The organism is Methanococcus voltae, from assembly GCF_017875395.1.
Taxonomy (GTDB): Archaea; AGJL01; Methanococci; order Methanococcales; family Methanococcaceae; genus Methanococcus; species Methanococcus voltae_C.
In genome coordinates this window covers 21,656-47,163 of the sequence record NZ_JAGGMO010000004.1, presented here as the reverse complement: position 1 = coordinate 47,163, position 25,508 = coordinate 21,656, and the positions used below count along the sequence as shown (strand labels likewise).

Below are 25,508 nucleotides of genomic sequence, written 5' to 3'. Positions count from 1 at the left end.
GTACTCGTTAATAATAATCCCCTCAAATATAATAAAAATATATTTGGGTTTAAGAATATAAAATATTACCGAAACAAATTTTTATAAATTTAAACTTTTTAACCCGTTAAAACCTTAAATTATATATGTAATCTTTTAGAAAATATTATTATTTAAATTAACGATTTAACTAATTAAGTACTAATTCTTAATATATCCAATTAAAAATCTCGAGGGTTTATTATGATGGATAAATTGATTTCAAAAGAACATGTTAAAGAAATAATTAATTGTTTGCATGTAAATAAAGAATTACAATTTGAAGAATTAAAAAGTGTTTTAAGAATAGATTATAATGAATTAGATATGATAATGTTAGAACTGTTAAACTTAGAAATTGTATTGAATAATAAAGATATTTATAAATTATCCGATAAAGGAATTTATTTTAAAAATATACTGGATAATTTAGATAATTTGGAAAATAATGATTATAATTCTAAATTTGGAGCTAATAGCTCATCAAATAATGAAGGTTTTATAAATATGGGCGTTATAAAGGGAAATGTTAATTTATACAAGTTTTAAATTTAAATAATGAAAAATTAACTAATAATAAAAATACTACATTTAAAAATACTTTTTTTAACTTTTTACCCCCGATGGGGAAAATATTTAAATTATTAATTATATATTGAAACCTAATTATTATAGTATGGTATCTAATTTAATAATTTGGTGGTGATATTTTGAATATAAAATACCCTCGAGGTTCAGAATGGAATATATGGGATTTACATGTTCATACCCCTTGTTCGATAATTAATCATTATGGGGGCAAAGCTGACGTTTGGGAAAAATATGTAACAGATTTGGAAAACTTACCCTCTGAGTTTAAAGTTCTCGGGATTAATGATTACTTATTTCTTGATGGCTATGAAAAGTTATTAAATTATAAAAAAGAGGGTCGATTAGAAAATATCGATACATTATTACCTGTAGTTGAATTTAGAATAAGTAATTTTGCAGGTGTAAAGTTTGAGAATCTTAAACGTATAAATTTACACGTTATATTTTCTGAAGAACTTAAAGTAAAAACAATTAAAAGTCAGTTTTTAAAGGCAATCCAATGTAAGTACCATTTAGAAAAAGGAACACTTGGTCGAGAGGAGGTTATTTGGGATGGTTGCGTAACGAAAGAATCTTTGGAAGAATTGGGTAAAAAAATAAAAGAAACTAGCCCCAGAGATGATAAAAAATCCGATTTAAAAATTGGGTTTAATAATTTAAATGTAGATTTTAAAGATATTGAAAGTAATTTAATAATGAATAATCGTTTTCAGGGAAAATATTTAATGGCAGTCGGTAAAACGGAATGGGATAAACTAGGGTGGAGTGAATCATCAATTTCCGAGAAGAAAAATATTATTAATAGGGTACCTCTTGTATTTACCGCATCTGAATCTGTTGAAAACTATAATAATGCTAAAACTAAATTAAAAGATAATAAGGTAAATGATTTATTATTGGATTGTAGCGATGCACATTATTTCTCAAATTCTACTCAAAAAGATAAGATTGGAAATTGTAAAACTTGGATAAAAGCAAATACCACATTTGAAGGTTTGAAACAAATCGTTTATGATAATGACCGTATAAAAGTTCAAGAGGAAAAACCTGAGCAAAAAACACCATATGATTACATAAAATATGTTAGATTTATAAATCGCGCAGATAAAACTGGAAAACCTTATTTTACTAATGAAAGAATATATTTAAATCAAAATTTAAATTCTATAATAGGGGGTAAATCGTCAGGGAAATCTATATTGCTTTATTTAATTGCAAAGACAATTAATAGTAATATCAGTGACGATTTAAAATGCGCAAAGGACGTAAAAAACTATAATTCGGAAAAAATTAAAAAATATGATGAGTTTTTTGAGAAGGAATTAGAGGATTTTGAAGTTGTTTGGGGCGACGAACATATTGATAAATATACTGATAAAAATAAAGAAAATCGTAATATTACATACATTCCTCAAATGCATCTGTCAACCATAAGTGAAAATTCTAAAGAATTAAATGAACTTGTGGAAAATATAATTTTTGAAAAAAGTGACATTAAACAATACTTGGAAGATATGGAAGGTAATGTAAAAAATTTGCAAAAAAAAATTTCTTCATTATCCATTAACCTAGATGGTAATTTAGAAGAATATTTAAAATATACTGCTGACTTATATAATGCAGGTTCTAAAACCGCCATTACTAGCGAGATTGAAAGATTAACTAATGAAATTAAGGATTTAGAAGTTACCTGTAAATTATCGGAATCAGAGCTCGAAGAATATACCAAATTAAAAGATGAATTAGACTCATTAAATAAGGATTTAGGTAGTAAAAATGAATTAAAGAATACATTAAGTTCTTTTAAAAAGCATATAAAACAAGCTACTAATGAATATATGGAAGGGATTGGTAGTTATGGTATACAGCATAGTCAAAATACTAATCAAAACGATTTAAGTAATTTAAACAGTAAAATAAAAGATTTACAAGATGAAATAAGCATACGCTCAAAATTAATTAGTATTGAGTATGAAAGTAAAATATACGAATATATGGAAGAAACCACTAATCAAATAATTAATTATATCTCACAGCAAGATATACTAAAAGAAAAAATATCTAAATATGCCAAAAAATTAGAAAAAGAAGCTATTATTAAGAATTTATTTGAAAAAAAGGATAAAGAACAATCTAAACTTGATAAAATTATCAATTTAGAAACTATAATCGAAGACCTCGAAAAAAGAATAAATGCTAATAAAGAGGAGATTATCCTACATTATACTAAAATTTTCGAAAATTATAATAGTCGTATTAAAAAGATAAATAGTGAATATGGAGATAATAATCTAGAAAGTAATTTAACTATTACTGGGAACTTAAGTTTTGATAACAAAAATTTTAGCGATATATTCTACAAATCATCGAATAGAGAATTTTATGCTACTTTCAAATGTTTCAATGATAAAAAGTACTATGAATATAATCTAGATACCCACATTTCAAATATCTCTAATATTTTTGAGTTTATTTTAGACTCTTATAAGAAAGGACATAAAAAAGATATAATAAAAAATGGTGAAACATATTTAAATCAGATATCGGCTTTGTTCGATAATTATTTTACAATTAATTATGATATAAAATATGAAAATGATTCAATAAGTAAAATGTCTGAGGGAAAAAAAGGCACCGTTTTATTAAAACTATATCTTGAACTCAATAATTCAGAAAATCCTATATTAATTGACCAACCCGAAGATAATTTAGATAATAGAACTGTTTCTAAAAATTTAGTAAATTACATCAAAGATAAAAAAATTAATCGACAAATAATAATTGTATCGCACAATCCTAATTTAGTCGTATCTACTGACTCTGAAAATATCATTGTTGCAAATCAGGATGGTTATAGTACTGAAAATAAAGAATGTAAATTTGAATATACAAATGGTGCTTTGGAATATTCATATAATCCTCACAAATTATGTGATAATAAGAATTTTGGTAATTGTGATAATTGTAATAATAATTATCAAAATAGTAAGAAAGGTATCTTATATAATCGAGGTATTAGGGAACATATTTTTGAAATTTTGGAGGGGGGAGAACAAGCTTTTGAGAAAAGAGAATCCAAATATGGAAAATTTAAAAGATAACTTAACACTAATGACTTAACAATATTAAATTTAAAATACTTTTTTTAACTTTTTTAATAACATCTATTTTAAATGATAAAGTTTTAAATCATATTATCATTTGTGAAGGTGTCGACCTAATGAACAAATGAATAGATTACCTACTATTTTCCCACCCCTCATTATATCCTTAAATAAAGGACTATTAACTATAAATTATTTAATTAATTAATTTATTTCAAAACTATTTTTAAATTACTCATCACCCTCATTTTAGTAAATATAGGATGTAGAATGGTGTAATTATGAAGTTAAAAGTATGTCCACTATGTGAAGAAGTTTTTATAGATTATGGACAAAGAGATTATTACGCATCGGGTAAATTTGCAGTTATTTATGATACAGGCTGTGGGACACTACTAAATAGTGCAGTTATTAATGCTGGAACTTGTAGTTCAATGAACACGGTTAAAAGTAAAGCTGGCGAACTTGCTAAAAAATATAAATTATCCGAAAATAAGAAAAAACTATTTTTTGAAACAATAAAGAATGTTAAACAAAATCATCCTAATTATTTCGACTATCAAGTCATAGAAATTGCAATTAATAAAGTTGCAGAGGGTTGTTATGAAATATAATAATTCAGAGAAATATAATGTGGATATCCAAAATCAAAATGGCGGTCAGGGTAAAGTAATCGCAGATTTGGATTTACGAAAATATATTGCTGAACACTATGTTAATGCAATCGAATTAGAGAGTCTCGCAAAAAACAGTTCAAATTTAAAATATGTAAAATCTCTTGTCGATGAGCTTAATGTATTGCAAAGATATCTTAAACCGCACGTAAAAGAATATATAAAGAAAGAAGAAAGAAACATAGCACCTTATGTAAAAGAATTAAAATTAAAAACAAATAATATGAATGGAAAAGTTATCATTGTTAATATAAATGAAATTAAATACTATTTTGATAAATTACAAAACTTAGCTTACCAAGTTGGTTTTATAAAAGTCAATAACTTGTATAATAAAAAATCGAAAACCGTTATAGATTTTTTAGAAGATTGTTTCACTTCTTCATATCCTAAAGCTTTTGACGAAGCGTTTGAAACTTTGGAAAATAATATGGAAGTTTTAAAATCGAAAAATAAAGAAAATAAAAAATTTTAACCGTTTTTTTTGCTCGACTTATATTATTATATAATATATATAGAGGGGGGTGTGAATATGCTGAAAACACGGAAAACACGGAAAACGAATCAAAACTATATTTTTAAAAACATGTTAAAAAACTACATTCCTCAAAATAATAGTAATATACCGATTTGTCTTTTTTTTCAACTATTATCTTATTCAAGAATTGCATCCGAGTCTGATTTACAGGTGTTAATTATGGGTAAGGAAGGTTCTGGTAAATCCGGATTATCTATGATATTAGGTGCTACCATAGATGAACATTTTTTAGATAATCTTAAATCTAAATTCTACCTTTCGGGCGGTTCTGAGGTTATACGCTTTTTTGAATATATTCAAACTCAGAATAAGCTCGGTAACAAAAAAATAGTTTATTTAATTGACGAAGCTCACACATGGATGCACTCTCAAGATGCTTCAACAAAAGAATCAATTAGATTAAAACAATATTATCGTAATGCAAGAATCTCGGGAGCTATCGGTTTACATTGTACTCCAAATATGACTGAAATACAACCTTTGATTATTCAACGTTCTGATGTTATAATCCTGTTGGGCAAATTAGATGTTAATAAAAATTTAGGTACTGGATATATTTTTTTAGGCGAAGATAAATTTAATCTCGCAACTAAGCTTAAATCATTACGTTCAACAGGTCAGTATATTTCAAACGACCCCGAAGAACTCATGAAACAATGTAATAGCAACGCTACTTTTACTTTTAAATGGAGTCAAGAACCTAAACTTTATAATTTGTATCGTCCTCTAAAAAATGCAGGTTATTCAAACTTTTTAGACGATGCAATTGCTGAATTATCAAACAAACACAATTTAACACAAATATCAAATGATTATTACGGTTTAGAAATTAATCCTGGCGGTTATAAAACTACATACGATGAAAAACCGCCCGTACTTTTTGAAAATGATTATATGTCTTACAATGTAATCGTAGAACTAACAGGTATTGATTATAAGGCATTAAGTCAAAAAGTAGCTCGATTAAGAAAGCAAAACAAAATATCAACGGTAAAAATAGGACTTAAACAATACGTACGTATTGGAGATATTAACAAATTATTATAAGTTTTTTTATTATTTTCCATTTTGGAGGTGATATTATGTAAAAATTAATAGAAATTAGGCTATTTTCAGTTAGTTATTTAATTATTAATTTATTATTTTAAAAAAATTAAAAAGGTGTAGTATATGCAACAAATCTTATTAACAAATATGAAAAACGTTAAAGCAAACTTAAAAATGTTTGCAAACGTAATAACAGGCGTTTCAAAAGGTGAATTGGCCATAAGTAGTTTAGCAAGTATTATAGGGGGTGTGTTCATCTCCATTATAATGACTTTAATCGTATTAGGTTATTTACTTAACCCACTAATGGATGCACTTAATGGAACTGCATTAGCTCCACACGCCGATAAAGTAATTGTTATGATTGGTATTGTATTTGGTTTATTGGTACTTATGCCTTTATTACTCTTAATTAACCAGATGAGAGCGTACTTCTAAATATGTACACGGAGCTAATAACTGTAACATTGATAATATTAACTACTATTTTAACTGCAATGTTACAACTCCCTAAATTCCGAAGATTTTTTTTCGGAATTATTACTTTCATTTTCTCAATCAATACCACCATAGCAACGGCAAATACTATTTTTAACGATATTAAATTAGATTTAACTTATTTAACGATTACTTTTATGATTATTTCATTATGGAATTTGATAATTACCACGTATACAATAATTAACGGGCGACAGGTGGAATAATGAATGAAGAGTACGAAAGATATGACGATGAAGAAGAATATATCGAAGATGAAGAAGAATATGGGAATGAACCAGAAGATTACGGTTCTCAATATGCTTCAAGTTCAAAGGTAACCGAAGCAATTGATTTACAAGAAATAAGTAATAGAGACAGCTTAAAAATAATAATGCACGAGGGTAATAATTATGAAAATAACCCTGATGTGTATTTATTGGGTGCATCGACTGCTTTATCTATGACTGATGAATTTAGTAGAAAAGAAATGATGATGGATTTAAAGATAAATGAATTTTCCAATAAACACTGGGGAAAACCAAATATTTTAAAATCCCGTAAGAATTCATATAAAAGAGAACATTTAATGGCAGTTACTAATTTAAACCTTACAAAATCCGATAAGGGTAGATTTGCAGACTTAACACATATTGTTCAAACGATGCACCACAACAACGTCAATCAAGTTCCAAAACCAAGAGGATTTTTTAGTGGGTTAATGAGGAGGGGTTAATATGATTGAAATAATATTAATGATTTTATTAGTCATTGCACTATTTATCGCTTGTATATGTGGTTTTGGTTTTTTCTTTACATTAATGGCAATACCGAAGGATGCAAAATCTATTGTTTGGGCTAATTTCAAGTACAATGTGCTAAATAAAAAGTATACTTTTTTAGCAAGAGATGTCAATACGGGTAAAATACACGTAGGGGAACATGACGGTAATATTTCCAAGATAAAAATAGGTAAAAGAGTTGTAGAACAGCCAAGAATTAGGTTAAAAGATAAATTATGGGACATACCATTTGGAGAGTTTAGGCAAGGTATGGGTATACCAATCAGGGGGGATGCACCCGTAATATTAAAGAAAATAACACAAACGTATGGAGCTCATGCAATAGGTGAATACTTTAATACTTATTTAGAATATCAATCACTTATCGAAGATTATTCGGAAGACCCAAAGGTTGAAAAACAAATTACAAAACTTGAAGATAGATTATCTGAAATGAGGGATAAATTTGCAGTAGTTGCAGGCTCAGGAGTTAGCTATTTTGATGAAAGAGATTTAGAAATTTATGAAGATATTGAAAATGATTTAAAAGAATATGAAAAACATAATGATTCTGAAAATTATTCAAATCTAAAAAGGAAATATTTAGAATTTATTACTTGTATGGTGGATAAATATAAAGATAAAAATTTAGGAGAATCGCTATTTATCCTTAAAAAACATAAAAAAACAGGTAATAAAATTCATAATACTAAATTTATTGAATTTGTAAATTTAGCTGATTTTGATGACTACATACTTGATGGAGACCCTATGAGAGTTCAAGGTTTCATTGAGGAAAGAACTGCAAACCATATTTTAAAACACTTGAAAGACTTTAACAAAACTCAATTTTATATAATAGCTTTAATTGCAGGTGGAGTATTCCTTTTATTAGGTGGTTACGGGTTAAGTATGTTATTTGGACAGCAAGACGTCCATGTAGTTGTGCAAGCAGTAAATGAAACAGCAAGAACAGTAGCCTCAAACGCTACAACGATTCCTATAAGTTAATATGGGGTAAATGGTGGAATTATGCTAACATCTCAAAAAATAAGAACACTAATATTATCCATTGTAGGAATCGGAATGACCATATTTGTATGGTATGTTGTAACTATTGCGGTTTCTTCAATAGACCAGGCTTTATATCCCATTGCAATGGAAATGGCTCCCGATATGATGGGTTGGCACGACCAAATCGTTTTAGTTTTAAATTTATCTGTGACATTGATAATAGTCGCTATATTAGTTAGTGCTTATGCAAGTAGAAACGGATACGAGTCAGAAGACGGATATTATAGATAATTGGGTGATATTATGAAAAATATGAAGAAATACGTTTTTCTTTTTTTGATTTTATTAGCTTTTTTATCGATAAATTCCGTTTCTGCAGATTTTAATTATTATACAAATATTGAAGTTACAGATTTTGAAGGAACTTCTGCGACTTTTCCAATTTATTTAGTTGATAGAGTTCCTGATTTTAACAACAATGGTTTTATAGATAACGAAGATAAATTGTATTTCAAACAGCACCAATATGCTTTAATAAACTACGATTGTGTAAAAGAAGATGGTTCAGACATAGTAGCTTATATGAATGGAAATATCGTTCCTCAAAAATTAGATAGTTTTAAAATTAATCAATTATCCGAAAATAAAATAATAATCAAAGGAACTACAAATGAACCAACAATAACGCTTAATATTCAATATATCGATTTAAACAGTACTTCACATATGATTTCTGAAACCGTAAACGTTGAAAATACTAACTATTATTATGAAATGAGTACTGAAAATATTAAAGATAATTCAGAAATTAATATTGAAATTCCTCAAACAAATACAAATATTCAAGGAATAATCAATAAAAAACCAATTATTTTAAGTAAATTATATGTAAAAATTACAGAAACTGGAACGTTAGCTGTAAAATTTGGAAATGATAATCCACCAAGTACTGAAACGATAACTGTTCAAAAAAATTATTGTAATTATTTTATCGATAACGATGTTTTAACTGGCAAGATTATAGATATTCCGGCAAGTAGTACGACTAATGTGTACATTGAAGAAACATCTAACCCCGTAATTGTAAGTAATCCAAATGAGGTTTATGACTATTATAATGACGGTTCATCGCTCAATGGTTTGGAAACATACACTGAAGGAACAGCTACAGTTAATACACAGGATGGATGGATTGTAATAACACCTAATGGTGCGAACGCATATATTTGGACTACACAAACGTGGACAAAAAATGTAAAAATCAAAGCGACAACGTATCAATCAGGTAATTTTCAAACTTTTGGATTTGCAAAAGTAAATAATCCAAGCATGATTACATCATGGGGTATATTAGACATACAAGGCTATGCAGTATCTCCATATCGTTCAACATCCACAGGATATTGGCGAACTTGGAATTCAGGTAAAGAATCTGATATAATGTCGGTAGATACGCTTACATTAAATACAGAACATTACGCACAATATATTTTAACAGAAAATGAATTAAAATTGATTTCTAATTCAAATCAATATGTATGCACTAATATGACATATGGAGACCTTGAAAAGTCATTAGTAATTGGACAATATCAGGGCAATAGCTTAAAAGTGAAAGGCATTAGTGTTCAAAAATATGATGAAAATATTTCGGTTATTTTAATTCTTGGAGGATATAAAATAATCAATAATAACAATTATGCACTAAATAATTATCAAATTGATATTAATATAAGTGATTTAAATTCTCCAAATTATATGAATGTATATACACTATCGACAAATGAAGGCTCAATAACTTCGAATTCAAACATAGATTATTATTCTACAGGCTATCAAAACGAAGTAGAATATCCAAGCATTGTAAAAATAGGGCAATCTTTCGAGTTAACAATTAATGGAGAATTACCTACTACAACGATAGTAAATTGGGGCGATGGTTCGTCAAATACGATGAATTCAAACACAATTACACACAGTTATACAAAAACGGGAAATTATATTATTACTATAACGTATAACAACGAAATAACTAAAAATTACGATATTACAGTTCAAGAAATAGAGTATACTAACTATTTAGTTAATTTTTACTATGAAGATAACAGTACAAAATTTAACGATAGTTTAGTAATAAATACTGAAAATCTAAATAAAAATACAAACGATTCAATAAATGTTTCATTACCTGAAAATTCATTAATCGTAGTTTCATATAATAACGTAGTTAGAAGCATTTATACTTCTAAAAATAGTGTAATTAATATTTATATGCCTTCAAAGACTTCTTATTTATCTCAAGTGCGATTATCCTCCTATTATGATGATAAAATAACTGTAAAATCTACAGATAACAAAATAATCTGTGAAAATACAAAAGAATTAAACACGTACCTAATTACTGGAAAAGTTTACAAAATATACATAAATGACGTTTTTTACAAAGATTTAACCGTGGATAGTGCAAAAGATATTTCTTTACCTTATTCTAATAGTAATAATGGTGTAGAGATACAGGTTACTCAAAATGAAAAATGTATAATTATATATGGTAAATCAAATTCAGATGCTGAAACATTAAAGGTTGAATTTAAATCAAATTATGGAAATTATACAAATAATTACAAAATAACAAGTGATATGACAATTATACAAATTGACAAATCTACAATAATTGATAATATAAATAATACCCCCAATCAATTTAAAGTTGATTTAAAAATCTATGATTCATCAAATAAATTAATTAAATCAGAAACTATGATTTTAATAAATAATAAAATAACTGAAAATACATACGATTCAAAACTATTTTCTTTAGTAATTGCTTTGGTAATTTTGATAACTCTTTTAATTGTACCTAAATCGTATTTTCATATGTCATTACTTATGGCAGGCGGTGTATTTGCAATATTATCGGTTTATTTAGAAAATGGTTTATCAATTATAACGGTTGGCTTTTTTACAGGTCTTGCAATCGTTTATTTCATAAAATCTAAAATGGGTAAATAGGAGTAGATAAAATGAAAGGTTTAAAAATCTTTTCTGTAATTTTTATTTTTTCACTTTGTATAACAACGGCATCTTCAATTGCAGGTCTGTATCATATACCTTATATCGATACGCCAGAAGTACCTGATGGTAGAAATATGACGAAAGAAGTACGTGAACAAACCGGAAGCACGCCGACAAATCTCGGAGAAGCCATATTTAATAATTATATTTGGGTTTCTAAAATAGCAGGCTTTTTATTTAATCTACTAACGGGTAATTATGGGTTATGGCTTGCTTTAGGTATTCCAGTACCTTATGCAATGTTATTAAGCTCTGCTACTTGGTTATCTTATTTAATAACACTAATTGAGATATTTAAATAAACTAATTAAATACTAAATAACGATAAAAATAATAAAATACGATAAATTGAGGGAAATTATGGAAGTTATTCAAATTCCCATATCTTTTTTGCATAATCACGATATATTTGGGCTTTTAAATTACGTTTTTCAGAATACTATAGGTCTTGCATTGATTATCCCATTAGGCTTGGGAATTACTGCTTATGTTCATTCTGACGGTAATGAAATATTACCTTTAATAATTGAATCAGGCTATTTTGTTCTTTTAGGTACTTTGGGAGTAGACATATTAAATATAGCTACTGCATCACCGATTAATATTACCCTAACAGCCATTAATACAATATTCGTAGCTATGATGACTTATAATTTAATTTACCCGATTGTAATGCCTAAAGAAGATTATTAAGGTGGAATTATGTATAAAGAAGAAAAACGTAAAAGTTCCAATGGTTGGATTATGTCAATAGGAATAGGAGTCATTTCAACGATAGCATTTTGCTATTTGTTGTCAATAATTGTAGGGGCACTCTATCCAGTAGCGGAATCTGCTACTATTGGTCATCCAGTACTTTTTCAAATATTAACTAATCTAAAAAGTATGGTTACTTTAATTCTTGGAGTTCTTATTGGAGTTCCAGTAGTTTGGGTATTTGGAAAGATTGTAAAAATATTTTTTTAGGTGATATAGTGAATCCTATTTTTGAGTCTAATTTTATTTTGAAAAAAGGAATTAATTCAGATATTCATTATAAAATGACTATATTGAATACAGGAGATTTTAGATTATATATTACTAACAAATCGCATGATTCAAATGAATATCCAATTCATAATGTAGAAAATTATTCTGAAATTTCTGAATCAATATATAATTCAATATGTATTTAGGTGATAATATGAAAAAAGAATATAAATTAATTGGTATTCTTGCTTTTCTTTTTATAATTATTTTTACTTTTCAAAATATCGCTATTTTTCAAATTGCACAAATTGGGGTAATTGGCGTTTTATTTTATTTTTTAATATTAAATAATGAATCATACGATACAGAGGTAGATTATGATGAAATCGAAAATTAAAAGAAGTGAATTTATTAATCAACTAAAAGAAGTGAAAATGTTGGATATATTAGATACTATACAAGAAGAAATGCGAAGAATAGTTATTACAATGGCTTTAATAGTTTTTTCTTTTTCTATTTATATAAGGAGTATTTTTTCTGCGATGGAATATTTCAAAGGATTAGAATCTTTATTAAGTCTTTTTATGGATTTTTTTGTGCTATATATTATAATAATAGTTCTTAGATGGGGCTATAGAAAATATAAAGAGTAATACTATGATATTTTTGATTAATTGTTTTTATTTGGTATTATTATCATTAACAGATATTGCAGATAGAAAAGTAATTAATTTAATACCTATTATTTTTTTAATTGCAAATAGCTACTTATTAGTTTTTAATACAATTGAAATGCTATTTTCGATTATATTGCTTGTTTTATTTAGTAGATTCACTAAATTAGGTTTTGGTGACATTTTAATTTTTATTTCCTTAATTCCGATTTCAGGGATTTGGGGTTTTATTATAATTTTAGGAATTTCTAATTATCTTAGCTTATTTTATGTTTATTTCAAAAAACAAAAAGATATTCCTTTTGTTCCATTTATAACAATTGGATATTTGATATTTTTAATTATTTTAAGAATTAATTCGATTGGGTGAAATCATGGCAGTATTAACTAATAACAAAGAAACGATTGAATTTTTAGAAAATCGTAAAAAAATAGATTGGATAAGTGATTTAGGATCGTTAGCTTTCCTCATAGCATCTATTTATCCGTGGTATTTTGGATTATTACATATCCCTACTATGTCTACACTTGGAGATACTGTATTACTTATTTTTGGGATGGTAATTGCTATTTTAGTAATACCTTGGAGTTTAATAGTTCATAAAAGTAAGAAATACCCTATGTCATTGATTAAATTTGATAGTAAATTTAGAATCTGTTTATTAATCTATTCTTTAGGAAAAGGAAATTTATGGGCGATAGTGGGTGGATTAATTTTATTTGGTATTCGCATATCTTTGGAATATGGTTCATTTTTAGCCCTTGATAAATTATCATTAGATTGGAAAGTAAATATAATTTACTTATTCCTTGTAGCTTATGGTGTTATATGCTTATTTAACAAGCAATTAAACTGGTATAAAACAGAAGTATTGTATGAACATGTGAATTCATTAAAAAAGGATAACTAGGTGAAATCATGGGAAGCTTTCCTTATTCTGATTCAAAAGGTTCAAAATCTACGAATAGTAAGATAAGTTCAGGCGGTTCTAAAAATAGTTCTTCGTCTTCTAGCGGTGGTAAATCAAGTGGCGGAAGCAGTAAAAAAAGTTCAAGTTCAAAAAATAGTAATAAATCGAATTCTTCAAGTGCAATAAGAAGTGGTGAAACTCATTATGATGATAAAGGAAACGCTTATCAAAAAACAAAAGACGGATTTAAAAAAGAAGGGGATTCTTCGGGAAATAGATATCATAATGTGCCAAATTCTGCAAATAATAAAAAATCTAATTTAAACAATAACAACAATAAAAATAAAGTTAATATTCAAAATAACCAGGAAGAAGCTCAAACACAACAAACTAAACGAAATGATTTACACTTTAAGAATTTTGAAGATAGAAAAAAATATTTCACTAACAAGGGTTTAGACTATGACCCTCGCCAAGCTCCAAACTCAGGAACTGGTTGGAAAAATGAAGCTTATGTAACGTCAAGATATTACAAAGATAGCTCTAAAAATACTAAAAATAAGATAAAACCCTATAGAAATACTTACGATGCTTCAAAAGTGGTTCTACATGAAAAAAACAAAGATTTTACAGTCGTTTACGATAAAAAAACTAATGAAGTAATAGGTGTTTTTAATAAAGGTTCAATTCAATATTATACGTCAGGAGGGGGTAAAAGAAGAATAATCATAGATGATTCAGAACGATATTCTGAAAGTTTTGATTATGAATTTATAACGAATAAAGGAAATAAAAAAACAATTAAACAAGAAGAAGCGGATAGGTCTTTTAAATCGTTTAATGATAAAAAAAGATGGGAAAATAACGAAGATTTAGGATATAATATCTATGCAAAAAAAGAAGAATCTTCAAATTGGAGAAATAGTGCATCTGGGAATTATAATAAAAATAATACTCCAATTAGACACAATACAAATATAAAAACTACTTCAAAATCAGAATTAGAAAGACAAGAATGGGGGAAGAAATATAATTCTACAAAAGGGTTGTTTAATAGTGTAAAACCTAAAAAGAATACTTTTTCAGGTAATTCTACACCTATCGATAGTCAATATCTTGATTCAATGACATTAGCTAACGATAAAAAATTAAATTACGATTGGGAAAGAAATAAACTTACAATTGAAGAAACTAAACCTAAATACTGGAAAGAAGAGAAAATAGAAGATGAAAAGAATTTAGACTGGTATAAAGAGCAAATCGGTGTTAATTGGTGGGTTGACACTATTTCAAAAGGTGCTGAAAAGGGGGTTGCAAACTTCATGTTACAAGGTTATCAGGATGTTGAAGATTTAAAAAGATTAAAAGATGGTAAATCAATTAATATCCATAATCCTTTGGAAATTGATAAAAATGATGGATATTATTCATACCCTGTAGTAGTAGGTAGGAAAATAGGGGGTAATGTAGCAGGCGGTACGGTTGACTTTATAGGTGGTGCTGGAACGGCAATAGGTGTGGACTCTGCTAAATTAATATCCAATGATAAAACGTTTGGTAGATTGTCTAATGAATTTGTGGATACAACTGTAAAAGGCACGTATCACGGAACTGTAACACCTTATGGAAAAGCACTTAAGGGAGACTTTTCAGCGGAAAACGTGGCAGGTATGGTAAATTTACCTTTAATGGTATTAGGTGCAAGAAGTGTTGCAAAATCAGGTTATAAAAGTTTATTCAAAACTGAAAAAATAGTATTGGATAAAGGTATAGCTAATTATGCAAAAAATTTAAAACAAACTCCCAAGGGCGTTTCACTATTGGAAAAACCTAAGAAAAATAGTATGTTAGAAAGGGAGCTTAAAAACGTCAATAAAAATAAAAACATTATTTTGGAGGACTCTAAACCTAAAATAAATTTGGAAAAAGAGCTTAATAAAAAAGTTAACAAGAAATACAATAAAGAATTTAAAAATAATTTAAAAACAGATTCTAAGCTTAAAGAGCTTTCAAGCTCTGAGATAAATGTAAAAAGTAAAATGAATAATATTAAAGCTTATATGAAAAATAAAGAGTATAATTATGCACTTAAAGAAATAAATAATTTATTGGAGTCCGATATCAAATCTATTAATCGAAAAGAATTGATAAAATTAAGAAACAGAGCAGAAAATAAACTTATAGATGGTTTTGACATATCAATTGAAGAGATAAATGTTAAAAACCCTAAAAAAATAAAACTTACTGAAAAAAAGATAAAAAATAAAGACAGAGAATTTATAAGATTTGAAGAAGAACTTAAAAGTCACTCTAAAAAAATTAAAAAGAAAGGTAATGATAATTTAATAAAAGACCCTGAAATTGAATTTTATAAACAGAATAAAAAATATTTAAAGGAATTTAAAAATCCAAAGCGACAGCAATTAAAATTAAATGATAATTCTGGAAAACCTAAAAAAATAGCTAAATCAAAAATAAAAGAATTAAAATTAAGTAAAGCACAAGTAAAAGAGCTTTCTACCTATAAATATGCAAATGATATAATAAATAAGCATAATAATCCTGTCGAATATTCTAAATTATTGGATGAAGTAAAAGCAAATGAAGTAAAAAATCTAGAAATAGTGGCAGAATTCCAAAATGCACAGTTAGCAAATGCAGATATAATATTAGGGACTGGAATTCAAGGGTTATTAAAAAAGCAATCTTCAGGAAAATGGGGATATGGTGGAAGAAGGAGAAATGTAACCACAAACAGAAATAATCACAGCAAAAATTATAGAAATACTAATCAAGTTCAAAAAAATAGAACTTCATATACTCAAAATAAAAGCAATAATAATGGAAGTAAAAAACAGGATATACAAAATAACTATAATCAAAGGACTAATGGTAAAACTAACAGAAATACAAAAGCTTTGGAAGATGCAAGGACAAAATATCAATCTAAAACAAATAATTTGTTAGAAAAAGAACTTAAAAGTCACTCTAAAACAAATACTGGGTTAAAAACTAATAATTTATTGGGTATTGGTGTAGTATCAGGCAATATATCAAAGGAATTAACTGGAACTGGTGAAAAAACAAGTAATTTAATGGCAAATCTAACATTAACAGAATCTAAAACTAAAACTGTAAACTTGGAAAAACAGCTAACTTCTACGATTTCAAAACAAAAACGTGTATTAGAAAAGGAAGTTTCTAAAAAATCTAAGTTTAAAAATAACAAATATAATCCAAAATCTAAAAAGACGAAAAATACGATATCAAAACCAATTGATAGTATCATTCGTAAAAAAGAAATAATTGTTGAAGAAATTATTGAACTTCCTAAACCGAGAATTCGTCCAGAATTTGATAAGAAAGATAATAAAAAGAAGAAAGCTAAATCGAAAAAATATAAGAAATCTGGTCATTACAATATAAAATCTATTTTTGAACTTTAATACTAATTTTTTTCATTTATTTTTATTGTTATTTAGTATTTAAGAGGTGAAACCATAGCTAAATTTGTAGATACGAGGTCTAAAAGAGCTATTGCAATAGATAGAGCTAAGAGAGCACAAACTGTATATAAAGAAGCAGTAGATAGTTATACGAGTGCACCAAATAAAGGAGATTTAGAAGGATACGATACGCCGTGTAGACTTCCAAAACCTAAAAAGGGTAAGAAAGGTAAGAAAGTAGAAAAACCTAAGAAAAAATCCAAAAGTAAAGACTATGTTCCAAATGAAAAAGAGATGAAAAAGTTAAGAAAACATTTTCATAAGATGCCTGTGGATGCACAGCATAAAGACCTATTAAAATCAAAAAGAGTTATTAAGCAAGGTAAAAAACAGAAAAAACAGATTGAAGAGTGGAAAAAGAATCCAAAAGCCTATGATATTAGGGGAATTGATACACAACCAAAAGAACTTATTGATAGAAGATTAGAATTTGTTCATAAACATGTTGGAGCTCCAAAAGTTCAAAAAAGGAAATTTAGATGGAAAAGAAAAGATGGAGTATTTGAATATCATTATAATGGATTGGGAACATCTAAAATACCTTCACAGGGTAGGATTAGGGTAGATACCTCGTATCAAGATAAAAATGATATTGATAGAATCTATGCTCATGAATTGGGACACGCATACGATAGAAATATTAAAAATAAAAAGGACCGTTCAGGATTTTATGATTTTCATACATTAGGTCGCAATTCTAAAAAACTAAGAAATGAAGTAATTAAAATAACTAAGAAAATAAACCCTTACGATGAAGAACAGTTATTAAATCCACTTTTATATCGTGACGGAGAAGAACATATTAGATATCGAAAATCTAATAAAGAAATGTTTGCAGATTGGCATAGTGCTTTTATAATGGATAAGAATATTGTTAAAAAAGGTAAATCATTCTATAATATCTTTAAAAACCAAGAAAAAGAATATGTTAAAGGTTTAAAGGATATTGATAAAGAAGTAACGAGTAAATATGTTAAAGCTCCTAAAAAGAAAAAGAAAAAATTAAAAACTACAAAAAATAAATCTAAAAATGCTAATAAAAATACTAATAAAAAGAAAAAAAGTAACGATTTACTAGGGTGGTTTTAATGGAATTAATTACAGAACCGAGTTATGAACATAAGTTTTTTATCGATTCAAGTTTTAAAACTGGTGTAAAAGAAGATGGGGTTGAATTTAAAGATGGTAAAAAATATTTAGTTTATAAAAAAGTTTATAAAATCGATAGAGTACTTAAAAAAGGCTTTAATTTAGAGATGCTTATGGGAATTCTAAGTTACAATAAAGAAACTGGAAAATACGAAGTAGATAATAAAAAAGAACTTTTAGAGATGGATGACTTAAGAGAGATTTGGGAACTTTACCCTATAATTTAGATTTTTTTACCTTAGGTTAACTGGTTTCAATAATGATATATACAATTGTGGTATACTATTGGTGTGATATTATGGAAGATTATGTTAAAATTGCAGATAGTTTAGTCGAAGAGGAACAAATTGTATTATATATATTAGGCACCTTAAACAATCAAAAAATAAAAAGCAGGTTAAAACTTCAAAAGTTACTTTTTTTAACTTCAAAAGTTGTTGGAGACAGAATGATTGAACTTTTTGATATTATTCCTTATAATTATGGACCATTTAGTTGCGTATTGCCTGAGATAATAGATAACCTCATATCTCTTAACTTAATAGATATGACCAATTTAAATAAAAAAAATGAATTATTGTCTTACAAGTTATCTAAAAAAGGACACTGTATTTACAATATATTATCATCAAAAGAAACTCTTGAAGATAATTTAATTAGTAATATAAATAGCTTAAAAGAGTTTTTAAATGACTTGTCCGATAATGAAATAATGGTATATGTATATAATAAATATCCCGAGTATGCTGAAAAATCAATAAATTATAACGAATTATATAACAAAAGAATAAATTATGCAATTAAATTATTAAAAAAAGAGAAAATAAATTTTGAAACAGCTTTAAGTATAGCCAATATAGAAAATGAGGAGTTTACAATCTTACTGAATGAAAAAAAGATAAAAACAAAATAATTATATTTTTCAATATTTCATTTATATAATACGTTATCAAATCTAAGTCTTAGATGTATAAAAGAAAACGATATATATCTATTACAATATATTGTTATATAATAGTAATATAATTAGGACAATTAGGTATAATCTAATTATAATTCGAGATTATTTTTTTACGAATATATTATAAATTAGGGGTTGGCTATTATGGGAAAATTAGAAGTTAAATTAAAAAATTTGGATGATGAGCTAGCTTTAAAAGAATTAGCTATAAAAATAGGCTCTAAAAAAATAACAACACCTTCAACAGCTACTTTTAAAAGAGGCCCTCCTGAAGGAATAAATGAAGTATATAAAGAATTTACTTTCGAAAAATTAAATGAAGCTAGGGAACAACTCAACGTTGCAAATAATCTTGAAAGTAATATTAGACGTAGGTGTAATGACAATGGTTTAAATATTGTAATACCTGCTTACGATCATATTTTAGAACCTGATCAAAATTGTATAAGCGAAATTGCAGATTTATGTTATCCTTATACGGATGTTATGGTAATACCATCTATGTCAAAATATTTTAAAAAAAATGTTACTAATAAAAACCCTGAAGATTCTGCCAACTTAATTGAAAGAGTCCTTGATTTTAACACTAAATATATTGATTATGTTAATATTAGAAATCATAAACCAATCATTGGTTCGTTATCAATTTCTTACCCGAGGGCTTATTTAGATAAAATAATAGATTTTTACATAGCAAATGGTATAGACTCATTTGTAGTAGACATGGAAGGAAGGGGCACACTTACAAACAAAGCTTCTATTGAACACATTTTAAAAAAGTTACATACAGAAGATATCTTTGAAAGTTGTATGATTTATGGTATTAATATTGCCAAATCTAGATATTCTAAAGACAATGATACAAAATTAGCACAAGATTTTATATCCTCATTTTGTGGTTTTGATGTAATTGGAATGTACCATTTAAGAAGCCCTCCTTTTGATAAGATGTATGGTAAAAATAAACCGTTAAAACATAGAACTTATGATTTATTTAGTAATGAAACTTATGGGTATTATAAAGTATCAGAAGAAAGATTTAAAGAGGAATATCCAAAATATTCTGATTCTGACATTAATATTTTGAAGAAAGGTATGATTATATATGACCAAAATGAGGAATTTGATAACGTTAAGATGTTGTTAAATGAAAATAATAATATAGTTGAATATATAAAACCAAAATCTTGTGTTGAAGATAAACATATAAAAAATATGGCGCATATTCGTAAAGAAATAAGATAATATCATTTTTATTTTTTATTTTAAAAAGTAACTGTTCTTAATTTAAAGATATATCCAAAAATAATATATAATTAAAAAAAAAGAATAATACATAAGGAGGGGTAATGTGTATACTATAAGTGATTTAGCAGATTGGTTTTTAGATAAAGAGTCTATGAATCATATTAAATTGCAAAAATTATGTTATTATGCCGTTGCATGGCATTACGCACTACTGGAAAGAAGTTTTATTACTAATGATGAATTCCAAGCATGGGTGCATGGTCCAGTATCTGTGGAATTATATGAAAAATATAAAATATATCGTTGGAATAGAATTCCACAAGCAGGTAAACCATCGTTTGACGAGGATACCGAAGCATTTTTAGAGGTTATATGGAATAGTTATGGCGATTACAATGGTTTTGAATTAGAATCATTAACGCACCAGGAATTACCCTGGGTTAATGCAAGGGGTGATTTAGGAGAGTTAGAGCCTTCTACAAATGTTATATCAGTTGAAGATATGAAAAAATACTATTTTTCAATGTATGAGGAATAATACAATAGTTAGGGGATTTACATTAGAAAACTTAATTTAAAAAATAAAACAAAAAATAATGCAATACTATTTGATAAAGAAAGTGGTAATAAACGTAGCGTTATATCTTCAAAATCCGTAAAAGCAGAATCTCCTTCGATTAGATTACGATATTATAATAGTAAAGGAGAAAATATTTCTAAATTGTATGAGTTATCTAAAAAAGAATTAAAAAACCTAGAAAAATTTAATAGATATATAAATAATTTAGAAAAATTAGATGCTAATTTCTTTTCTAAATCTTATTTTGTTGAAAAATATGACCCTAGATTACACTTTTCGAGGATTGAATATAAGGATTTAATTATTGATGCAATTATTATGAATCAAATTGTTTACCCCATACAAATATTTAAGAATGTTAAAAAAATGGATGAACTATCTTCTGATAAAAATATTCAAAAATTGTCTAGTAATTTTAAATCAAAAAAATGTGACTTTTGCATTAGTTTAAAGTATTATGAAAATAATTTGGAAAATCATATTTCATCCAAAGATATTAAAAAGTTAAAAGGTGAAAGTTTATCAAAATTATCAAAAGAGGATTTGAAACTTTTTGAATCATTTGTATCCAATGTAGCATATGGGCACAAGTATTCTAGATTCTCACCTACTGATTCGGATATTAAATACAAAATAAATAATAATAGCGAAAATGAAAATGTTTACCATTTACGTGCAAAACAAAGCAAACCTTTTAGATTACATGGTTTTAAGAGAAAAAATATCTTTAAACTACTTAAATTAGATCCTAAACATAAAACTAATATTTGTAAATAATTATTATTTTTTTTATTTTACTTTTATCTTTTTTATCTTTTTTTACAATGTATCAAAAACGACCGTTTTTAAGACTTTTTACTTTTTTTAAGAAATCAACATCTTTTATATAGGGATAATTCTCAAAACTTAGTATCAATATCAAGGTATCAAAACCTTACAAAATAGATAAGTAACGAGACTTTACGTGATAATTATGATTGTAGGTTATGCAAGAGTGTCAACAAAAGATCAAAACTTAGAAAGACAAGTTCAAGATTTAAAAAAAGTAGGTTGTGAAAAAATCTATTTAGAAAAGATTTCAGGAACTATAAGAAATAGGCCTGAATTTATTAAAATGTTTGATAGTTTATCATCTAATGATATTATAATCGTTACAGAACTTACTCGTATCTCAAGAAGTACTAAAGATTTAGTTGAGATTGTTGAAAACTGTAAATCTTTAAACGTTGAAATAAAAAGTTTAAAGGAATCTTGGCTCGATACGAGTTCGGCACATGGTAAGCTTCTTTTCACTATCTTTGCAGGGTTAGCCCAGTTTGAAAGGGACTTAACCTCTGAAAGAACTAAGAACGGTTTAGCAGTTGCACGAGCACGTGGTCGAGTTGGTGGTCGTCCTAAAGTTGATTCTAATAAGTTATCCATGGCTATAAAGCTTTATAACTCTGGGGAGTATTCTGTATCTCAGATTAGTAATATTACTAATGTTAGTAAAGCTACGCTTTATAGATATTTAGGTAAATAATTTGTTCAAACAATAACGTGCTTAAATATAGTTGACTTCTTTATGGATATATTTATATTTGTTTAAATCAATATTTATATTATTCATAATGAGGGGGAATTAATTTGTATTTTGGATCTATTAACGTGCTTGATAACCCGATAAATGAAAAAGAATTAAACAATATTATTTGGATATGATTTAATTAAATTTTGGAAGTTTTGAAATAATATTTGAAATGTGCTTCAAAGCTTCCAAATATATATTTTTATTTTTTGATTTATTTCGAGACCTTGCCAATGCCAATGCAGTTCGTAATCTAGATTCTCGATTAGTTTGATTACCATAGTATTCATTACTTGAAAGAAATTTTGGATAGAATGATATCGTGTATTCAACCAAAAGTTCCTGTTTTGAATATCCTCTAATAATAGCATATTCAGTTTGCTCATCAATACCTTGTTCCATACTATTTACTTTTTTAATTGTATTATTTACATAACAATCAAGATCTAAATCAGCTTTAAATCCATTTGTTTGATCTTCTTCAATTTCATTTAATTTATTGAACAGCCTTTTCATATAGAGTTCATTTGGCATATATCTTTCCATATTTATCACCATAGGTAATTTTAATATCGTAAATATATAATATTTTTTTAATTAAATTACATTTTTATAACTTTAATTATATAATTTATTTGATTCATAATTGAGGTAATAGGAATGGAAAAAATTTTACATTATATAATTTTTGCATTTTTTATGTTATTATTCACATACTGGCTCATATGGGGTATATGCATTAGAACAAAAGAATATAAACTTTACAATAATATAGTTTTAGCATTGGGTTATATTGTTATTTTTTTAACATTTATTTTTGGATATAATTTATATTGGATTGATTTAACTATTGATAATAATTTGAATATGATTATTTCGTTATTAACAAATATGGCAGCAATTCAAGCAACTGTTGGAGCATTATTACTTACATTAACATTAGTTGCAGTACAGTTAACTGCTCAACGATATTCTGAAAGTTTTAACGACATATTTTTAAAAAGTAAGGGATTATGGTTTTTAATAGGATGTTATACAATATCTATTGTCTTAGATTTAATTTTAATTTTCCATTTAAAATTAGATGTCCTATCAAAGTCATTAATTTTCACCGCATTTGGATTATTTTTAATTAATTTAATGTATATTCCGTGCTATATTAAAAACACCCTTGTAAATTTAAAGCCAGAAAATGTTTTGGATGAAACATTAGACATAGCATATGAGGAACTGTTGTATTATATACTTGATGCGATGGGTAACGAAAATATAAAAAGTAATATGGAAAATTTAAAAGAAAATAAAAAAGAAGATAAATTAAAAATATATGCTAAATATCTGCAAGATAAAAAAATTCAAGAATCTAAAACAGCATATTTTAAAGTTAAAAATCCCTATAAAAATATAAAAAGTTATATTTATAGAAGTATGGAATATTATGAAGATGAAAACGCAGTATATGCAATTATCGACTATTTAGTTTATGTTTTGAATCCCGGTGATAAATCTAAGGAAAAATACGACCTTAATGTACAAGAATGTGCTAAAAACTTAGAATTATTTGCAATAGAAATTTTACAAATTTTAGAATACTCAATATATAATAATCGATTATCCATTCTTCAAACGTGTATTATCTCATTAAATAAGGTAAATAAAGAATTAATAAAACTAGATTTAGATTTTTTATATCTAAACAATATATTTACAAATCAAATCTCATATTTTACTACACTCATTGAAAATAAATCTTTAAATTTAAACTTGCAAGTTAAACATAATATATTAAGTTATTATAAAGAAATTCTAATGGAGTTATTATACAAAATTCTTAAAAAGGAGGTATCTGATATTCAATATAATACTTATGTTAAAAAAGCATATACTGCTTATTTTGATACTTTTTACAAAATATTGGTTATTATCCCCAATGTTTATGAATATGATAAAAAAGAATATGGGATTAACAAATGTGTATTTGAAGAAATATATTATGAATTGTTAAAAATAATCTTTGAAAACAATAAGTTAGACATCTCAAATAAATTAGTAACTGATATATTAAATGTTATTATTGAAGACTCAATGGAAGTATTAAATTACCATAATAAAACGGAATTAAAATCTATAAAAAACTTATATCGTCATTCATTATTATTAAATTGTTATTTATTTAAAAAATTAAAAAATACAGAATATCGCAATACTATATATTATAATCAAGTAATCCAAAACATTTTAACATTATGTACTTACTTAAATGCTGAAAGGCTAGAACTGTCCACCATAGGTTTTGAACAGTATTTGAATATTAATCTTGAATATTTTGATATATATCAAAAAGAACTTACTGAAGAAGATATTAAAGAGATATCTAATGAATTAAAAAAAAGTGTTACTTATGAATATATTAAAAAAGTATTAAACACTAATAACGTCGTTTAAAGAAGATTTTACTAATTATATATTATTAATCTAATAACTTAAAAATAGAAATAGAAGAATAATTAAATAGAATTTTCAATTAATTCTATTTCTTCATCAGTTAATTCATAAAGTTTATAAACCATTTTATTAATTTCTAAATCAACTGAATCAATATTTGATTTAATTATAATCCTAC

At 26.3% G+C, this 25,508-nt stretch carries 28 protein-coding genes; 27 read left to right on the top strand and 1 reads right to left on the bottom strand.

The features are described from left to right. The first annotated feature begins 222 nt into the window (after window positions 1–222). The 26 genes from J2127_RS05325 (at window position 223) to J2127_RS05200 (ending at window position 22,840) form a co-directional block, all read left to right on the top strand. Window positions 223–567 carry a hypothetical protein gene (locus J2127_RS05325; RefSeq protein ID WP_209732535.1) on the top strand — a complete coding sequence of 115 codons (345 nt, stop codon included), beginning with the start codon at window positions 223–225 and terminating at the stop codon, window positions 565–567. Window positions 568–728: 161 nt separating this feature from the next. Continuing rightward, entirely contained in the window at window positions 729–3,710 is a 2,982-nt protein-coding gene (locus tag J2127_RS05320; RefSeq protein ID WP_209732534.1) for a TrlF family AAA-like ATPase, read from the top strand. 284 nt (window positions 3,711–3,994) lie between these two features. After that, window positions 3,995–4,327, top strand: coding sequence for a hypothetical protein (locus J2127_RS05315; RefSeq protein WP_209732533.1), 333 nt, complete (start codon window positions 3,995–3,997; stop codon window positions 4,325–4,327). Next, window positions 4,317–4,862, top strand: coding sequence for a hypothetical protein (locus tag J2127_RS05310; protein ID WP_209732532.1), 546 nt, complete (start codon window positions 4,317–4,319; stop codon window positions 4,860–4,862). The genes J2127_RS05315 and J2127_RS05310 overlap by 11 nt, the downstream gene beginning before the upstream one ends. Before the next feature lie 57 nt (window positions 4,863–4,919). Continuing rightward, on the top strand, window positions 4,920–5,972 hold the full coding sequence (locus J2127_RS05305; protein ID WP_209732531.1) for a hypothetical protein: 1,053 nt from the start codon (window positions 4,920–4,922) through the stop codon (window positions 5,970–5,972). A gap of 123 nt (window positions 5,973–6,095) precedes the next feature. Then, window positions 6,096–6,410 carry a hypothetical protein gene (locus J2127_RS05300; protein WP_209732530.1) on the top strand — a complete coding sequence of 105 codons (315 nt, stop codon included), beginning with the start codon at window positions 6,096–6,098 and terminating at the stop codon, window positions 6,408–6,410. Between the two features lie 265 nt (window positions 6,411–6,675). Next, window positions 6,676–7,185, top strand: coding sequence for a hypothetical protein (locus tag J2127_RS05295; RefSeq protein ID WP_209732529.1), 510 nt, complete (start codon window positions 6,676–6,678; stop codon window positions 7,183–7,185). 1 nt (window position 7,186) lies between these two features. Beyond that, window positions 7,187–8,242 (top strand): hypothetical protein, encoded by a 1,056-nt coding sequence (locus tag J2127_RS05290; protein ID WP_209732528.1) that lies wholly within the window; start codon window positions 7,187–7,189, stop codon window positions 8,240–8,242. A gap of 21 nt (window positions 8,243–8,263) precedes the next feature. After that, complete coding sequence (locus J2127_RS05285; protein WP_209732527.1) at window positions 8,264–8,536, top strand: hypothetical protein; 273 nt, start codon at window positions 8,264–8,266, stop codon at window positions 8,534–8,536. Window positions 8,537–8,548: 12 nt separating this feature from the next. Then, entirely contained in the window at window positions 8,549–11,257 is a 2,709-nt protein-coding gene (locus tag J2127_RS05280; protein ID WP_209732526.1) for a PKD domain-containing protein, read from the top strand. A 137-nt stretch (window positions 11,258–11,394) separates the two neighbouring features. After that, entirely contained in the window at window positions 11,395–11,622 is a 228-nt protein-coding gene (locus tag J2127_RS05275) for a hypothetical protein (protein ID WP_209732525.1), read from the top strand. Between the two features lie 58 nt (window positions 11,623–11,680). After that, window positions 11,681–12,013 (top strand): hypothetical protein, encoded by a 333-nt coding sequence (locus J2127_RS05270; RefSeq protein ID WP_209732524.1) that lies wholly within the window; start codon window positions 11,681–11,683, stop codon window positions 12,011–12,013. A 9-nt stretch (window positions 12,014–12,022) separates the two neighbouring features. Next, a complete protein-coding gene (locus J2127_RS05265; RefSeq protein ID WP_209732523.1) occupies window positions 12,023–12,286 on the top strand; it encodes a hypothetical protein in 264 nt (87 codons plus the stop codon). An 8-nt stretch (window positions 12,287–12,294) separates the two neighbouring features. Further along, window positions 12,295–12,495: a hypothetical protein gene (locus J2127_RS05260; protein ID WP_209732522.1), complete on the top strand. Its 201-nt coding sequence runs from the start codon at window positions 12,295–12,297 to the stop codon at window positions 12,493–12,495. A gap of 8 nt (window positions 12,496–12,503) precedes the next feature. Next, window positions 12,504–12,686 (top strand): hypothetical protein, encoded by a 183-nt coding sequence (locus J2127_RS05255; RefSeq protein ID WP_209732521.1) that lies wholly within the window; start codon window positions 12,504–12,506, stop codon window positions 12,684–12,686. Further along, on the top strand, window positions 12,667–12,942 hold the full coding sequence (locus J2127_RS05250; protein ID WP_209732520.1) for a hypothetical protein: 276 nt from the start codon (window positions 12,667–12,669) through the stop codon (window positions 12,940–12,942). Before J2127_RS05255 ends, J2127_RS05250 begins: the two co-directional genes overlap by 20 nt. 4 nt (window positions 12,943–12,946) lie before the next feature. Further along, entirely contained in the window at window positions 12,947–13,333 is a 387-nt protein-coding gene (locus tag J2127_RS05245; protein ID WP_209732519.1) for a hypothetical protein, read from the top strand. A 4-nt stretch (window positions 13,334–13,337) separates the two neighbouring features. Further along, the gene (locus J2127_RS05240; RefSeq protein WP_209732518.1) at window positions 13,338–13,874 is read left to right on the top strand and encodes a hypothetical protein; all 537 of its coding nucleotides are present in this window, start codon (window positions 13,338–13,340) and stop codon (window positions 13,872–13,874) included. Between the two features lie 8 nt (window positions 13,875–13,882). After that, on the top strand, window positions 13,883–17,320 hold the full coding sequence (locus J2127_RS05235; RefSeq protein WP_209732517.1) for a hypothetical protein: 3,438 nt from the start codon (window positions 13,883–13,885) through the stop codon (window positions 17,318–17,320). Window positions 17,321–17,614: 294 nt separating this feature from the next. Beyond that, entirely contained in the window at window positions 17,615–18,469 is an 855-nt protein-coding gene (locus J2127_RS05230) for a hypothetical protein (protein ID WP_209732516.1), read from the top strand. Further along, complete coding sequence (locus tag J2127_RS05225) at window positions 18,469–18,756, top strand: hypothetical protein (RefSeq protein WP_209732515.1); 288 nt, start codon at window positions 18,469–18,471, stop codon at window positions 18,754–18,756. Before J2127_RS05230 ends, J2127_RS05225 begins: the two co-directional genes overlap by 1 nt. 71 nt (window positions 18,757–18,827) lie before the next feature. Continuing rightward, entirely contained in the window at window positions 18,828–19,442 is a 615-nt protein-coding gene (locus J2127_RS05220) for a hypothetical protein (protein ID WP_209732514.1), read from the top strand. Window positions 19,443–19,634: 192 nt separating this feature from the next. Further along, entirely contained in the window at window positions 19,635–20,735 is a 1,101-nt protein-coding gene (locus J2127_RS05215) for a hypothetical protein (protein ID WP_209732513.1), read from the top strand. 154 nt (window positions 20,736–20,889) lie between these two features. Continuing rightward, window positions 20,890–21,276, top strand: coding sequence for a Panacea domain-containing protein (locus J2127_RS05210; RefSeq protein WP_209732655.1), 387 nt, complete (start codon window positions 20,890–20,892; stop codon window positions 21,274–21,276). A gap of 183 nt (window positions 21,277–21,459) precedes the next feature. Beyond that, window positions 21,460–22,095 carry an MAG6450 family protein gene (locus tag J2127_RS05205; RefSeq protein WP_209732512.1) on the top strand — a complete coding sequence of 212 codons (636 nt, stop codon included), beginning with the start codon at window positions 21,460–21,462 and terminating at the stop codon, window positions 22,093–22,095. A gap of 196 nt (window positions 22,096–22,291) precedes the next feature. Beyond that, the gene (locus tag J2127_RS05200; RefSeq protein WP_209732654.1) at window positions 22,292–22,840 is read left to right on the top strand and encodes a recombinase family protein; all 549 of its coding nucleotides are present in this window, start codon (window positions 22,292–22,294) and stop codon (window positions 22,838–22,840) included. 180 nt (window positions 22,841–23,020) lie between these two features. Here J2127_RS05200 and J2127_RS05195 read toward each other — a convergent pair whose 3' ends face one another. Continuing rightward, window positions 23,021–23,431 (bottom strand): hypothetical protein, encoded by a 411-nt coding sequence (locus J2127_RS05195; protein WP_209732511.1) that lies wholly within the window; start codon window positions 23,429–23,431, stop codon window positions 23,021–23,023. A gap of 321 nt (window positions 23,432–23,752) precedes the next feature. On the opposite strand from J2127_RS05195, the gene J2127_RS05190 reads away from it, so the two are divergent. Beyond that, window positions 23,753–25,330: a DUF2254 family protein gene (locus J2127_RS05190; protein ID WP_209732510.1), complete on the top strand. Its 1,578-nt coding sequence runs from the start codon at window positions 23,753–23,755 to the stop codon at window positions 25,328–25,330. Window positions 25,331–25,508 lie beyond the last annotated feature (178 nt).

Coding starts and splice junctions, on each gene's coding strand:
- J2127_RS05325 (WP_209732535.1), top strand. CDS start 223: ATGATGGATAAATTGATTTCAAAAGAACATGTTAAAGAAATAATTAAT.
- J2127_RS05315 (WP_209732533.1), top strand. CDS start 3,995: ATGAAGTTAAAAGTATGTCCACTATGTGAAGAAGTTTTTATAGATTAT.
- J2127_RS05310 (WP_209732532.1), top strand. CDS start 4,317: ATGAAATATAATAATTCAGAGAAATATAATGTGGATATCCAAAATCAA.
- J2127_RS05305 (WP_209732531.1), top strand. CDS start 4,920: ATGCTGAAAACACGGAAAACACGGAAAACGAATCAAAACTATATTTTT.
- J2127_RS05300 (WP_209732530.1), top strand. CDS start 6,096: ATGCAACAAATCTTATTAACAAATATGAAAAACGTTAAAGCAAACTTA.
- J2127_RS05295 (WP_209732529.1), top strand. CDS start 6,676: ATGAATGAAGAGTACGAAAGATATGACGATGAAGAAGAATATATCGAA.
- J2127_RS05290 (WP_209732528.1), top strand. CDS start 7,187: ATGATTGAAATAATATTAATGATTTTATTAGTCATTGCACTATTTATC.
- J2127_RS05285 (WP_209732527.1), top strand. CDS start 8,264: ATGCTAACATCTCAAAAAATAAGAACACTAATATTATCCATTGTAGGA.
- J2127_RS05280 (WP_209732526.1), top strand. CDS start 8,549: ATGAAAAATATGAAGAAATACGTTTTTCTTTTTTTGATTTTATTAGCT.
- J2127_RS05275 (WP_209732525.1), top strand. CDS start 11,395: ATGACGAAAGAAGTACGTGAACAAACCGGAAGCACGCCGACAAATCTC.
- J2127_RS05270 (WP_209732524.1), top strand. CDS start 11,681: ATGGAAGTTATTCAAATTCCCATATCTTTTTTGCATAATCACGATATA.
- J2127_RS05265 (WP_209732523.1), top strand. CDS start 12,023: ATGTATAAAGAAGAAAAACGTAAAAGTTCCAATGGTTGGATTATGTCA.
- J2127_RS05255 (WP_209732521.1), top strand. CDS start 12,504: ATGAAAAAAGAATATAAATTAATTGGTATTCTTGCTTTTCTTTTTATA.
- J2127_RS05250 (WP_209732520.1), top strand. CDS start 12,667: ATGATGAAATCGAAAATTAAAAGAAGTGAATTTATTAATCAACTAAAA.
- J2127_RS05245 (WP_209732519.1), top strand. CDS start 12,947: ATGATATTTTTGATTAATTGTTTTTATTTGGTATTATTATCATTAACA.
- J2127_RS05240 (WP_209732518.1), top strand. CDS start 13,338: ATGGCAGTATTAACTAATAACAAAGAAACGATTGAATTTTTAGAAAAT.
- J2127_RS05235 (WP_209732517.1), top strand. CDS start 13,883: ATGGGAAGCTTTCCTTATTCTGATTCAAAAGGTTCAAAATCTACGAAT.
- J2127_RS05230 (WP_209732516.1), top strand. CDS start 17,615: ATGAAAAAGTTAAGAAAACATTTTCATAAGATGCCTGTGGATGCACAG.
- J2127_RS05225 (WP_209732515.1), top strand. CDS start 18,469: ATGGAATTAATTACAGAACCGAGTTATGAACATAAGTTTTTTATCGAT.
- J2127_RS05220 (WP_209732514.1), top strand. CDS start 18,828: ATGGAAGATTATGTTAAAATTGCAGATAGTTTAGTCGAAGAGGAACAA.
- J2127_RS05215 (WP_209732513.1), top strand. CDS start 19,635: ATGGGAAAATTAGAAGTTAAATTAAAAAATTTGGATGATGAGCTAGCT.
- J2127_RS05210 (WP_209732655.1), top strand. CDS start 20,890: ATGAATCATATTAAATTGCAAAAATTATGTTATTATGCCGTTGCATGG.
- J2127_RS05200 (WP_209732654.1), top strand. CDS start 22,292: ATGATTGTAGGTTATGCAAGAGTGTCAACAAAAGATCAAAACTTAGAA.
- J2127_RS05195 (WP_209732511.1), bottom strand. CDS start 23,431: ATGGAAAGATATATGCCAAATGAACTCTATATGAAAAGGCTGTTCAAT.
- J2127_RS05190 (WP_209732510.1), top strand. CDS start 23,753: ATGATTATTTCGTTATTAACAAATATGGCAGCAATTCAAGCAACTGTT.